Here is a 12,738-nt window from a genome sequence, read left to right as displayed (position 1 = left end):
AACTCAGGGTACTCATGTCAAAGTTTCCAAGAGTAAAGACTAACTATAGATCTATGGTGCCCGCACACGGCAATCAGTCCTCTGCCAAGCCGCTCACCTCTGGCAACAGTTAGATCAGTCTTCGAAATTTTCCGCACCGTCATCTGCAAGAAGTTGCGCAACTCCCCCGATCCCTGGACGTGGCCCTCAGGTTGCGCTACAACACCTCCGATGTCTTCGACGTGACGGCGTCTTCACGCGCCGCATCCAGGGAGCGCTTGTGTCCAGTCGAAATCTCCGTCCCCGCTTGTCAGCGGCCGTAGCCGCCGTGCTCATCGCCGCCCCGCTCGGCATCGCCGCCGGCCTGGCCCCACCCGCGTCCGCGGCCAGCGCCACCACCGCGTGGCAGAACGGGGCGTTCCAGCTCGACACCGGCGGGGTCGTCTCCCGCTCCGACGTCGTGCTCGGCCAGCCCAACACTGCCACTACCCAGTCCCTGCCACTGGGCAACGGTTCGCTCGGGGTCGCGGAATGGGCGGCCAACGGGTTCACCGCGCAGCTCAACCGCAGCGACACGATGCCGGACCGGTTGTCGCCGGGCCAGGTGAACATCCCCGGGCTCACCGCGATGACCTCCGCGTCGAACTTCACCGGTTCGCTCGACCTCTACAACGGGGTCCTCGACGAGTCCGGCGGCGGGATGACGCTGAAGGCGTGGGTGCCGGCCGGAAAGGACGAATTGGTCCTCGACGTCACCGGCGCCGACCCCGGCACCCGGCAGACCGCGACGCTGAGCCTGTGGAGCGGCCGGACGCCGTCCACCGCCGCCTCCGGCGCGGTCGGCAGCCTGGCCCAGACCTGGGTCGACAACTCGCAGACCGGCAACTCCGGACAGACCTTCGGGGCGATGGCCGCGGTCACCGCCGGCGGGCAGAACGTCTCCGCCTCGGTGGTGAACTCCACGCAGGTCCAGGTGGGCTTCAACCCCAACACCGACGGGTCGTTCCGGGTCGTCGTCGCCTCGCCGAAGTGGACCGGCGGCGATCCGACCTCGACCGCGAACAGCGTCATCGGCGGCGACGCCACGGCCGGCACGTCCTCACTGCTCGGCACACAGTCGGCGTGGTGGAACAACTTCTGGGCGAACAGCGGCCTGATCGAGATGAGCTCGGCCGACGGAACCGCGCAGTACATGGAGAATCTGCGCACCCTCTACCTCTACTTCGAAGCGGCGACCATGCACGCCGGCACCTACCCCGGCAGCCAGGCCGGCGTCGCCGACCTGTTCAACTTCTCGCAGGACAAACAGGACTGGTACCCGGCCGGGTACTGGCTGTGGAACCTGCGCGGGCAGATCGCGGCGAACATCTCCTCCGGCAACTTCGCGCTCAACACTCCGATCTTCGATATGTATCTCAATGATCTACCGAACATCGAGTCCTGGACCAGCGCGCAGATGGGCGGCAAGGCCGGCGCGTGTGTGCCGGAGACCATGCGGTTCAACGGCAACGGCTACTACAACGGCGGCAACAACACGCAGAACGCCTCCTGCGCGCAGGCTTCCAGCCCCAGCTACAACGCGCTGACGCTGACCAGCGGCGCGGAGATCGCACTGTGGGTCTGGCAGCAGTACCAGGCCACCGGGGACGTCGGTTTCCTCCAGAAGTACTACCCGATCCTCCAGCAGACCTCCACCTTCCTGCTCAGCTACCAGAGCGTGGGCTCGGACAACTTCCTGCACGCCACCGCGAACGCGCACGAGACCCAGTGGGCGGTCACGGATCCGACCACTGACATAGCCGCCAGCCAGGCGCTGTTCACCGCGACGGTGAACGCGGCGACCAAGCTCAACACGGACTCCGGGCTCGCCTCGCAGCTGCGCACGGCGCTCGGCCAGATCGAGCCCTACGCCCGCACCGACTCCGGCAAGACCCAGCTGCTGAACCCGCAGCCGACCTCCGCGTCCGCCGCCGCGGCCGTCGACGCGCAGGGCACTGACATCATCGCCGACTCCTACCAGCCCTCGGCCAAGCCGCAGAACGGCGAGAACATCGGCCTGGAGCCGGTCTGGCCCTACGGCCTGATCGGCGACAACACCGTCGTCAACGGCGACAACCTGACCGCGCTGGCCAAGCGCACCTACACCGACCGGGTCAACAAGACCAACCCGGACTGGAACTTCGACGCGGTCCAGGCCGCGCGGCTGGGTCTGGGTAGCGAGGTCGCGGCCGACCTGAACAGCGTCACCCAGGGCTACCAGGCCTATATCAGCGGCCTGGCGAACCTGTTCAACGGCAACACCGGCGACGAGCCCTACATCGAGCAGTCCTCGACGGTGGCCACCGCGGTCGACGAGGCGCTGGTCCAGGACTACGACGGCACCCTGCGCTTCGCCCCGGCCTGGCCGTCCGGCTGGGACGCCTCCGGCACGGTGTCCGTGCAGGGCGACACCAAGGTCGACGTCCAGGTCGAGGGCGGCACCCTGGCCACGGCCGCGATCCAGGCCGGCAGCACGCAGACCATGACCGTGCGCAACCCCTGGCCCGGGCAGCAGGCCGAGGTGGTGAACGGTTCGACCGGGGCCGTCGTGGTGGCCGCCACCACGAACGGGACGCTGAGCGTGCCGGTGACCGCCGGTTCGACCTACCTGGTCGAACAGCCCTCCTCGCCCACCACCTCGCTGCCCTTCGCTCAGGTCACCGGCACCAAGGCGACCGCGGCGAAACACCTCGGCAAGGTCCAGATCGGTCTGGACCCGGCGGTCTCGTTCCCGAACCTGGCCGCGTCGTTCAACAACGTCGGCATCAGCGCGGACAGCAACACCGCGCCGGGCAACTTCGACGCCAACGGCGCCAGCTTCTCCGAGACGGCGCTGACCAATGCGAGCGCGGGTCCCGGGGCGTCGGTCACGTCCTCCGGCGTCACCTTCGCCTTCCCCAACTCGGCCGCCGGCACCAACGACAACACGGTCGCCGAGGGGCAGACCATTGACACGTCCGGCTCCGGCACTCTCGGATTCCTGGTCTCCGCCGACTACGGCCCGGCCACCGGATCCGGCGTCATCACCTACACCGATGGCAGTACCCAGAGTTACAGCCTGACCGTTCCCGACTGGTTCTCCACGACGCCACCGACCGGAGGCGCGCTGGCGATCAGTTCGGCATACCAGAACCGGCAGGGCAACACCACCTACAGCGGGTCCGGGAACATCTTCTCGGTGCCGGTGACGCTGACCGCGGGCAAATCGATCGCCGCGGTGACCCTGCCCGGCGGTGGCGGGCTGGCCGTCGGCACCCCGTCGATCCATGTCTTCGCGCTGGCCGCCTCCGGCTCGGGCACCACGGCCGGCTCGGTGATCAGCCTTCGGGCGCATGCCAACGGCGACATCGTGACCGCCGACAACGCCGGCGCCGCACCGCTGATCGCCAACCGGACCTCCGTCGGCACCTGGGAACAGTTCGACCTCATCGACAACCCCGACGGGAGTGTCAGCCTTCGAGCACACGCCAACGGCGACATCGTCACCGCGGACAACGCCGGGGCCGCGCCCCTGATCGCCAACCGGACGGCGATCGGGCCCTGGGAATCCTTCGACCTGATCACCAACGCCGACGGCAGCGTCAGCTTCCGCGCCCATGCCAACGGGGACATCGTCACCGCCGACAACGCCGGCGCCGCACCGCTGATCGCGAACCGCACCGCGATCGGGCCGTGGGAATCGTTCGATCTCATCCACGACTGAGGACGCCTTCATGAGAACCCGTATCGGCTGGGCCGTCGCAGCCTTCCTGACCGCGCTGGCGACGGCCGTGGCGCCCGCGGCGTCCGGCTCCGCGGCCGCGCACGCCCCGCTCTCCCATCCGACCGCCGCGACCGCCGCCGCCGCGGCCGCCACCGGGCCGTGGACCGGCACATGGGCGGTGTCCCCGCAGAGCGGCGGCGCCGCCTTCAACCAGCAGACGCTGCGCCAGGTCGTGCACACCAGCATCGGCGGGACCTCGGCCCGGGTGCAGATCTCCAACGCGTTCGGCGCGCAGCCGCTGGCGATCGCCGACGTCCACATCGCGCAGCGGTCCGCCGGCTCGGGCACCGTCGCCGGGACCGACCAGATCGTCACCTTCGGCGGCCAGAGCTCGACGACCATCGCGGCCGGCGCGCTGGCCGTCAGCGACCCGATCGCGTTCGCGGTGCCGGCGCTGTCCGATGTCGCGATCAGCATCTATCTGCCGCAGGGCACCGGCGCCTCGACCTACCATCAGCAGGGTTCCGCGACCAACTACATCGCGTCCGGCGATGTGAGCGGCAGCGGGGACCTGACGAATCCGCAGACCGTCGGCAGCTACTTCTTCCTGACCAACCTCGACGTGCAGAATCCGGCGTCTCAGGGTTCTGTGGTCACCCTCGGCGCCTCGATCACCGACGGCTACGCGTCCTCGTTCGACGCCGACCGGCGCTGGCCGAACGATCTGGCCGTGCGGCTGGCGCAGACCGGCCACGTGGTCGGCGTACTGAACCAGGGGATCAGCGGCAACCGGCTGCTGGTCGACGGGGCCGGGCCCAGCGCGCTGCACCGTTTCGCGCAGGACGTGCTGGCCCAGCCCGGCGTCCGCTGGGTGATCTTCGCCGACGACCCGATCAACGACCTGGGCTCGACCAGCCCGCCGCCGAGTTCGGACCAACTCATCGCGGGCTTGCAGCAGCTGATCGCGGCGGCGCACCAGAACGGCGTGCAGTTCCTGTGCTCGACGTTGACGCCGTATCAGGGGGCCGGCTACTGGACCCAGCAGGGCGAGACGGCGCGCGAGGCCTTCAACGCCTACGTGCGCAGCCCGGGCAACGGCTGTGACGCCGTGGTGGACCAGGACGCCGCGACCCATGACCCGGCGAACCCGACGATGTACCTCCCGGCCTACGACAGCGGCGACCACCTGCACCCGAACGACGCCGGGCTCCAGGCGATCGCGAACGCGGTGAACCTGGCGCTGTTCGGCGCACCGGCCGCGGCGCCGGTCGTGAGCCTGCGGGCGCACGCCAACGGCGACATCGTCACCGCCGACAACGCCGGATCCGCACCGCTCATCGCCAACCGCACGGCGATCGGACCGTGGGAGACGTTCGATCTACTCAGCAACGCCGACGGGAGCGTGAGCCTGCGGGCGCATGCGAACAACGACATCGTCACCGCGGACAACGCGGGGTCCTCGCCGCTGATCGCGAACCGCACGGCGATCGGGCCGTGGGAATCGTTCGACCTCCTCGACAACGCGGACGGGAGTGTCAGCTTTCGAGCACACGCCAACGGCGACATCGTGACCGCCGACAACGCCGGATCCGCACCGCTGATCGCCAACCGGACGGCGATCGGCGGCTGGGAGTCCTTCGACCTCATCCACGACTGACAGCACTGACAGCACCGACAGCACCCTGACGATCGATCGCCCGCTCGAAGAAGATCCAGTACTGCTGGAGATGCGGAGGGATCTCGGTGCCCGGGTAAGGGCTCCGCTCCGCGAAGCCGCGCGAGCGGTACAGGCGCTGGGCGTCCGCCATGAACCGGGCCGTGTCGAGCCGGACGGCGGCCGCCCCCAGGCCCTCGGCCTCGGCGAGCAGGCGGTCCAGCAACCGCGAGCCGATCCGCAGGCCGCGGCTCTCGGGCACCACGTACATCCGCTTCACCTCGACCACGCCGGGCTCAAGCGTCCGCAAGCCCGCCACCCCGACCAGTCCGCCGTCCGGGTCCCGCGCCACGAACAGCGCTTTGGACGGATCGCCGTACTCGCTCAGCGAGTCCCGCACGCCGGAGACGTCGGTCGGCGAGTCCTGGATGCCGAAGGTCTCGCGGAGCTCCCGCAGCGCCGTGGTCAGGTAGTCCACCAGGAGCTTGGCGATCTCGTCGGCCTCGGCGGCGAGGTCGGCGCGGCGGATGACGATGGACATGGTTGACAGGTACCTCCGGCGAAGCGAACGCCCCCGGGACGGATCCGCCTCGGGGGCGTTCACATTACGTCAGTCGTGGGCGCTCAGTCGTGAGCGGCCAGTCGTGAGCAACCAGTCATGAGCCGTCAGTCATGAGCGACCAGTCATGAGCTGTCAGTTGTGGGCGAACCCGGATTCGGCGTCGTGCGCCGGCGGCGTGGTGTTCAGCCGGTGCACCGCCTTGCCGAGCGCCAGCAGCAGCGCCTCGCCCAGGTCCTGGCTGAACCCCTCGCGGATGACGATGCGCAGCACCGCGATGTCCTCGGCGTTCGGCGGCATCGTGTAGGCCGGCACCTGCCAGCCGTCGCGGCGCAGCTCGTCGGAGACGTGGAACACCGTGAACTTGTCGGTGTCCTTGAGCTTGAACGACACCACCGGGATGTCGGTGCCGTCGCTGATCACCTCGAAGGCGTCGATCTTCCCGATGCCGCCGGCGATGAACTGCGCGGTGTCCCGCAGCCCCTCCATGACCTTGGTGTAGCCCTCGCGGCCCAGGCGCACGAAGTTGTAGTACTGGCCCACGATCTGGTTGCCGGGGCGGGAGAAGTTCAGGGTGAAGGTCGGCATGTCGCCGCCGAGGTAGTTGACGTGGAAGATCAGGTCCTTGGGCAGGTCGTCGGCGGAGCGCCAGACCACGAAGCCGATGCCGGGGTAGGTCAGGCCGTACTTGTGGCCGGAGACGTTGATCGACTTCACCTGCGGCAGCCGGAAGTCCCACTCCAGATCGGGCTGCAGGAAGGGGGCGACGAACCCGCCGGAGGCGGCGTCCACGTGGATCGCGATGTCGGTGCCGTGCTCGGTGTTGTAGGCCACGACCAGGTCGTGGATCTCCTTGACCGGCTCGTACTCGCCGGTGTGGGTGGTGCCCATGATCGGGACCACGCCGATCGTGTTCTCATCGACGTAGGTCATGGTCTCGGCGGCGTCGACGGTGAACCGGTCGTGGGCCACCGGCACGTAGCGCGGCTCGACGTCCCAGTACCGGCAGAACTTCTCCCACACCACCTGGACGTTGGAGCCCATCACCAGGTTCGGGCGGTCGGTGGACAGCCCGGCCGCCTCCCGGCGCTGGCGCCACTTCCACTTCATGGCCAGCCCGCCGAGCATCACCGCCTCGGAGGAGCCGATCGTGGAGACACCGATCGCGTCGCCGGAGGAGGGGGCGTGGAAGAGGTTCGCGACGATGTTGACGCAGCGGCGCTCGATCTCCGCGGTCTGCGGGTACTCGTCCTTGTCGATCATGTTCTTGTCGAACGTCTCGGCCATGAGCTTCTCGGCCTCGGGGTCCATCCACGTCGTCACGAAGGTGGCCATGTTCAGCCGCGAACTGCCGTCCAGCAGCAGCTCGTCGTGGATCATGCGGTAGACCGCCTGCGGCGCCGTCTCTCCGTCGGGCATCCGGTTCTTCGGAACGTTCGTGCAACCCAGGCGCTTGGTGTAGGCCGGATCTATAGTCGCGTCGCTGTCGTCGTGACGGTGTACCACGATCACTCCCTCGTGTCGGCTGGTTGACGTCAGAGGCGCAGTATGCCACCTGCGCATAAACAGTCCACGACGGCCGTTGCGGTTCCGTCAGAACGGATATTCGACCTGGGTCCCGCGCGCCGTGATCCACCGCGTCTCGGTGAACGCCTCGATATTCGCGACGCCGCCGAAGCGCGCGCCGGTTCCGGAGACCCCGACCCCGCCGAAGGGCGCCACCGCTTCGTCGTTGACGGTCTGGTCGTTGACGTGTACCAGGCCGGTGGGGATGCGCTCGGCCAGTTCCAGGCCGCGCATGACGTCGGCGGTGAGGATGCCGACGGCCAGACCGTAGGGGCCGGCCGTGGCCAACGCCACCGCTTCTTCGAGGTCGTCGAAGGCCCGGACCGGGGCGACCGGACCGAACACCTCCTCGGTGTAGGCCGGGGTGGTGTCGGTGATATCCCTCAACACGGTCGGGCGGTAGAAGAGGCTCTCGTACGTACCACCGGCCGCCAGCCGAGCGCCGCCGTCCACGCTCGCCCGCACCAGAGCGTGGATCTTGTCCCGCTGGCCGGCGTCGATGATCGGGCCGAGCGCCACTTCTTCCTTCGCCGGATCGCCGACCGGCAGATTGTTCGCTTTGTCCGCAAGACGCGCTATGTACTCCTCGGCGATGGAGCGGTGGACCAGATGACGTCCGGTGGTCATGCAGATCTGGCCTTGGTGGAAGAACGAGCCCCACGCCGCGGTGGAGACCGCGCGGTCCAGGTCTGTGTCAGGCAGCACGATGAGCGCGGAGTTGCCGCCCAGTTCCAGATGCGCGCGCTTGAGATGTTCGGCGGCCGCGGCACCGACCTTGCGTCCGGCCGCGGTGGAACCGGTGAAGGAGATGACGCGCACATGGGGGTCGGCGACCAGCGCGGCCCCGGTGTCGGCGCCGCCGGGCACCAGGGCGAGCACGCCCTCGGGCAGCCCGGCCTCCTCGAAGACCCGCTGAACGACAACGCCGCCGCACACCGCGGTCCGCACATCGGGCTTGAGCACGACGGCGTTGCCGAGCGCGAGCGCCGGCGCCACCGAGCGAATGGCCAGGATCAGCGGCACATTGAAGGGCACGATGACACCCACCACGCCGGCCGGCACCCGCCGCGCCATGCTCAGCCGCGGCTCGGCGGACGGCAGCACCTCGCCGATCGGACGGGAGGCAAGCGCCGCGGCCTCGTAGCACTCCTGCGCGGCGGTGCCGGTCTCGAAGGCGGCCTTGCCGGGGATGCTTCCGGCCTCGCGGATCAGCCAGCCGTGGATCTCCTCGGCGTGCCGCGTGAACAGGTCTCCGGCCCGGCGCAGCACGGCGGCACGCTCGGTGTAGGGGGTACGGGCCCAGGCGGCCTGGGCCCGGGCGGCGCGTTCGGCGGCAGCGGTGACGTCGCCGGCGGTGGCGAGGCCGATCCGCTCCAGTTCGGCGCCGGTGGCGGGTTCGACCACCGGGGCGGTGCCGCCGGACATCGTGGTCCAGCCGCCGGTGAACGCTTTGCCGGACCATATGGCAGGGTCGAGAAGGGACATGAGCACGCTCCTGTCGGTCGCCGGGTTGGCAGTTCACCCTTACCGATGCAGCGTACGGGTCCTGATGCCGAACACCACCAGCCCGAGGCTCGCCGTCCAACAGATCGTCCAGGACCGGCTTTCTACTGGAGGGCACCATGCGCAGCGCCGGGCTGCATGACGACGGCCGACACGATATGCATCTCTGCACGCCCGCGTTCGGGACGTCTGAGGCGTTTCGAGGGACTATGTGCGCAACCAGATACAAGGTCGCGGCCCGCCGGGTCCAGGAAGGTCATGCGGGCCAGGTCGTCCGCCGGATCGAACGGGGCGCAGAGGGCATCGGCCAGCGCGTTGGCGGCCAGCAGGTCCAGGGCCCGGTTCATGACGAGCGCCGGAGTGTTCGGGTAGCCGTCCATCAGCTGTCGCAGCGCCGGGCTCACCTGCTCGGCGGCGCGCGCCGAGGGTCGGTCGTCCGGCGCGGCCCCGGCCAGCCGGAACAAGTGCGCGCGGGCATCGGTGTCGAGGCGTAGTGCGCGGCTCAGTGCGTCGAAGGGCGCTCTGGCCCAACTGACCAAGGTGCTCGCCGTCGAAGGCGGCCCCGCTCCAGCTTCGTGACCGGGGCCGTGGTGGCCGCCGACGGCGGTTTCACCGCGATCTAGCTAGCCATCACAGAGTAGCCACCACAGAGTCAGAGCCCGTACTCGATCGCGGTGGCGTTCGGCGTGACGGTACCGGTGGCGGCGCTCGCGTGTGAAGGCGCCGCGGTCACCAAGAGCGCGATAGCCGTGGCGGCAGCCAACCCGCCGAGCCGCTTGAAGACAGACCGCACAGTGATCTCCAATCGGGATTCAGGTGGTCGTCACTAAGACGATAGCCCTCTAATGGGGTTCCTGGCATGGGGCGGGTGATCGCCAGGACAGGGCTAGTCTTCAGGTAGGAGGCAGCTCAGTCGGTGGCCTCAGTCCGTGGCCTCAGTCGGTGGACTCAGTCGGGTTCTCCCGCCAGGCATAATCCGGCGGCTGATACCCGGCGAAGCGATCGAGCAGCGTCTCAAGGTCCTTCTCGATCAGCAGCATGTCCCGATGCGGCTGGTGCAAGAACCCCTCCCGCGTCATGTGGTCCAGAAAGCCGACCAGCGGTGTGAAGTACTCTGCGACGTTCAGCAGTCCGACCGGCTTGGCGTGCAGCCCGAGCTGCCCCCAGGTCCAGATCTCGAACAGTTCCTCCAGCGTCCCGGAGCCGCCGGGCAGCGCGATGAACGCATCGGCCTGCTCAGCCATCATCGCCTTGCGCTGGTGCAGGTCCTCGGCCACGTGCAGCTCGCTCAGCCCCTGATGCGCGACGTCCCAATCCACCAGCGCACGCGGGATGACCCCCACCACCTGTCCCCCGGCCTCCAACGCACCGTCGGCGAGGCTCCCCATCGTCCCGACCCGCGCCCCGCCGTAGACCACGGTGATGCCGCGCCGGGCCAGGACGGTACCGACCTGCCTGGCCTGGTCGAGATACTGCTCGCCGCGTCCGTGCGATGAGCCGGAGAAAACGCAGATGCGCTGCACCAAATCCTCCCGATGTACGTCGGCTGCTCTTGCAAGCTCGTCACTTGCAACCTCGCTACTTGCAACCTGGTCGCATGCAACCTAGTCGCGTGCAACCTCGTCATCGTCTCAGGGCGGAGCCGATCTCGGACGCTAGGCGCCAACAGTCACCGCGTTCAGCGGATCCCGAGCTTGCGCATGAACCGCAGCCCCTTGACCGTCTTGGCGACCTGCTTGGCCCAGTCGGTATCCGGCGGATTCGTCAGCACCTGCTTCTTCAGCACCGCGACGTTCTGCGCATCGGTGTACTTGAGCATCCCGGCATCCCCGTGCCGGCTACCGACCCCGGAAGCCTTGAACCCACCCGACGTACTCTTCTTCGACGCGTACGAGACCGCCAGGCCGTCGTTGACGTTGATGTTCCCGGCCTTGATCCGGCGCCCCACGCTCTCAGCAGCCTTACGATCGCCGCCCCACACGCTGGCGTTCAGCCCGTACTCGGTGTCGTTGGCCAGCGCGACGGCCTGTTCGACAGTCGTATAGCCATAGATCGAGACCACCGGCCCGAAAGTCTCGGTCCGGGCCAGCACCATGTCCTCGGTGACATCGGTGAGCACCGTCGGCTCGAAGAACGCCGGTCCCAGATCAGGACGCGGTTTCCCACCGGTCAGCAGCGTCGCCCCCTTGGCCAGCGCGTCCTCGACGTGCGACTGCACGCGTTCGCGCTGCGGGACCGACACCAGTGATCCCATGTCCGGCGCGAAATCGTAGGTCCCACCGACCTGGATCGCGCGCACGGCCTCCACGAACCGCCGGGTGAACTCCTCACGACGCTCGTCGCAGACGTAGATCCGCTCGATGTGCATGCAGGCCTGGCCGGTGTTCAGGAAGGTGGCCGTGACCGTGCCGGCGATCGCCTCCGCCAAGTCGGCGTCGTCCAGGATGATCAGCGGGTTCTTGCCGCCGAGTTCGAGCGTGCAGCCGATCAGGTTCTGGCCGGCCTGCGCGCCGATCGTGCGGCCGGTCGCGGTGGAGCCGGTGAACATGACGTAGTCGGCGTTCTCGACGATGGCCGAGCCGATGTCCGGCCCCTGTCCGCAGACGAGTTGGACCAGCCCGGCCGGCAGGCCCGCCTCGTACAGCAGGCTGACGCCGTAGGCGACGTTCAGCGTGGACTTGTTGTCCGGCTTCAGCACGATGCCGTTGCCCGCGATCAGCGCCGGCATCGCGTCGGACAGGCTGGTCGCGAACGGGAAGTTCCACGGCGAGATCAGGCCGACGACCCCCTTCGGGACCCGGACCTCGGTCGAGGTGGAGACCAGCGGCACCACCCCGCCGTGCTTGCGCTCCTTCAGGATCCGCGGCGCCGCCTTGAGGTAGTGGCTGGTCACCATCAGGACGTCGCAGGTCTCCTCGAACGCCATCCGGCGGGCCTTGCCGGTCTCGATCTGCATCAGGTCGACGACGGTCAGGCCGCGCTCCAGCAGCAGTTCGTGGAACCGCCTCATCACCGCCAGGCGACGCTTGAGCGGCCAGGACGCCCAGACCGCCTGCGCCGCGCGAGCGGTGGCGTAAGCGGTCTGGACGTCGGCCGGGTCGGACTGCGGGAGGTCGACGACCTTCTCGCCGGTGTAGACCTCGGTCACGGCATGGGAGCGGCCGCTGGTGGACACGACCATGCCGGTGAGCTTCGTGAGCAGTTCAGGAGGGGTGGAACTCGGAAGGCCCATGCCGAGAATGTAACGTGTTCTAGTTAGCTTGTCTCTGGGCACCGCTTAGCGTCTGTCTGGGCACCGCTTAGCTTGCCTCTGGCACGGGGTGCCCTACGTTCTCACCCTTGCCCGGTCTCCTGGACCGACCAGCGGTTGCCGTCCGGGTCGATGAAGTAGACGAACTTGCCGCCGGGCCCCTCGACCACCTCGGAGCACTCGACCCCGCGGCTCTCCAGATCGGTCTTGGCCTCCGCGGCACTGCTCACCACGAGATTCCCGCCCGCGAACGTCCCCGGCGCCGGCTGGCCGGGCAGCTTGCCGATCGCGATCGAGCACGGCGACCCGGGCGGCGTGAGCTGGATGAAGCGGATCTCGTCACTGACGGTGAAGTCGTGGTCCGCGACGAAGCCGACCTGCTCGGTGTAGAACTGCTTCGCCCGGTCCGGGTCCGAGACGGGGATGATGACGAGCTCCAGCTTGTAGTCCATCAGTCACGAACTCCCTGGTGATCGAAACGGTGA

At 68.4% G+C, this 12,738-nt stretch carries 9 protein-coding genes and 2 pseudogenes; 3 read left to right on the top strand and 8 right to left on the bottom strand.

Annotated features, from left to right (window positions below):
• Positions 1-286 precede the first annotated feature (286 nt).
• Positions 287-3,721 carry a beta-sandwich domain-containing protein gene (locus IZR01_RS50195; protein ID WP_228559075.1) on the top strand — a complete coding sequence of 1,145 codons (3,435 nt, stop codon included), beginning with the start codon at positions 287-289 and terminating at the stop codon, positions 3,719-3,721.
• A gap of 10 nt (positions 3,722-3,731) precedes the next feature.
• The gene (locus IZR01_RS08815) at positions 3,732-5,378 is read left to right on the top strand and encodes a GDSL-type esterase/lipase family protein (RefSeq protein WP_194923545.1); all 1,647 of its coding nucleotides are present in this window, start codon (positions 3,732-3,734) and stop codon (positions 5,376-5,378) included.
• Here IZR01_RS08815 and IZR01_RS08810 read toward each other — a convergent pair.
• The 3 genes from IZR01_RS08810 to IZR01_RS08800 form a co-directional block, all read right to left on the bottom strand.
• A complete protein-coding gene (locus IZR01_RS08810) occupies positions 5,365-5,916 on the bottom strand; it encodes a GNAT family N-acetyltransferase (RefSeq protein ID WP_194891870.1) in 552 nt (183 codons plus the stop codon). The genes IZR01_RS08815 and IZR01_RS08810 overlap by 14 nt on opposite strands.
• A 153-nt stretch (positions 5,917-6,069) precedes the next feature.
• Positions 6,070-7,443 carry a glutamate decarboxylase gene (gene gad / locus IZR01_RS08805; RefSeq protein WP_438939613.1) on the bottom strand — a complete coding sequence of 458 codons (1,374 nt, stop codon included), beginning with the start codon at positions 7,441-7,443 and terminating at the stop codon, positions 6,070-6,072.
• Positions 7,444-7,527: 84 nt separating this feature from the next.
• Positions 7,528-8,985 carry a benzaldehyde dehydrogenase gene (locus tag IZR01_RS08800; protein WP_194923544.1) on the bottom strand — a complete coding sequence of 486 codons (1,458 nt, stop codon included), beginning with the start codon at positions 8,983-8,985 and terminating at the stop codon, positions 7,528-7,530.
• Positions 8,986-9,101: 116 nt separating this feature from the next.
• Here IZR01_RS08800 and IZR01_RS54765 point away from each other — a divergent pair.
• A pseudogene (locus IZR01_RS54765) lies at positions 9,102-9,196 on the top strand (GNAT family N-acetyltransferase); the annotation flags it as partial.
• Positions 9,197-9,236: 40 nt separating this feature from the next.
• On the opposite strand, the pseudogene IZR01_RS54105 reads toward IZR01_RS54765, so the two are convergent.
• The 5 genes and pseudogenes from IZR01_RS54105 to IZR01_RS08775 form a co-directional block, all read right to left on the bottom strand.
• Positions 9,237-9,515: pseudogene (locus IZR01_RS54105) on the bottom strand (MmyB family transcriptional regulator); the annotation flags it as partial.
• Positions 9,516-9,655: 140 nt separating this feature from the next.
• Complete coding sequence (locus IZR01_RS08790) at positions 9,656-9,796, bottom strand: hypothetical protein (RefSeq protein ID WP_194923543.1); 141 nt, start codon at positions 9,794-9,796, stop codon at positions 9,656-9,658.
• 142 nt (positions 9,797-9,938) lie between these two features.
• Complete coding sequence (locus tag IZR01_RS08785) at positions 9,939-10,526, bottom strand: LOG family protein (protein ID WP_194923542.1); 588 nt, start codon at positions 10,524-10,526, stop codon at positions 9,939-9,941.
• Between the two features lie 155 nt (positions 10,527-10,681).
• A complete protein-coding gene (locus tag IZR01_RS08780; RefSeq protein WP_194923541.1) occupies positions 10,682-12,235 on the bottom strand; it encodes a succinic semialdehyde dehydrogenase in 1,554 nt (517 codons plus the stop codon).
• 101 nt (positions 12,236-12,336) lie between these two features.
• A complete protein-coding gene (locus IZR01_RS08775; protein ID WP_194923540.1) occupies positions 12,337-12,705 on the bottom strand; it encodes a VOC family protein in 369 nt (122 codons plus the stop codon).
• Positions 12,706-12,738 lie beyond the last annotated feature (33 nt).

The sequence above is a fragment of the Catenulispora pinisilvae genome (genome assembly GCF_015356865.1).
In the GTDB taxonomy this organism is placed as follows: domain Bacteria; phylum Actinomycetota; class Actinomycetes; order Streptomycetales; family Catenulisporaceae; genus Catenulispora; species Catenulispora pinisilvae.
Note: the sequence above shows the minus strand (reverse complement) of the source record. Positions and strands in the feature narration are given on the sequence as shown.

Excerpts from the sequence above, each read along its gene's own strand:
- IZR01_RS08815 (WP_194923545.1), top strand. The coding sequence starts at position 3,732 with ATGAGAACCCGTATCGGCTGGGCCGTCGCAGCCTTCCTGACCGCGCTG.
- IZR01_RS08810 (WP_194891870.1), bottom strand. The coding sequence starts at position 5,916 with ATGTCCATCGTCATCCGCCGCGCCGACCTCGCCGCCGAGGCCGACGAG.
- IZR01_RS08800 (WP_194923544.1), bottom strand. The coding sequence starts at position 8,985 with ATGTCCCTTCTCGACCCTGCCATATGGTCCGGCAAAGCGTTCACCGGC.
- IZR01_RS08780 (WP_194923541.1), bottom strand. The coding sequence starts at position 12,235 with ATGGGCCTTCCGAGTTCCACCCCTCCTGAACTGCTCACGAAGCTCACC.
- IZR01_RS08775 (WP_194923540.1), bottom strand. The coding sequence starts at position 12,705 with ATGGACTACAAGCTGGAGCTCGTCATCATCCCCGTCTCGGACCCGGAC.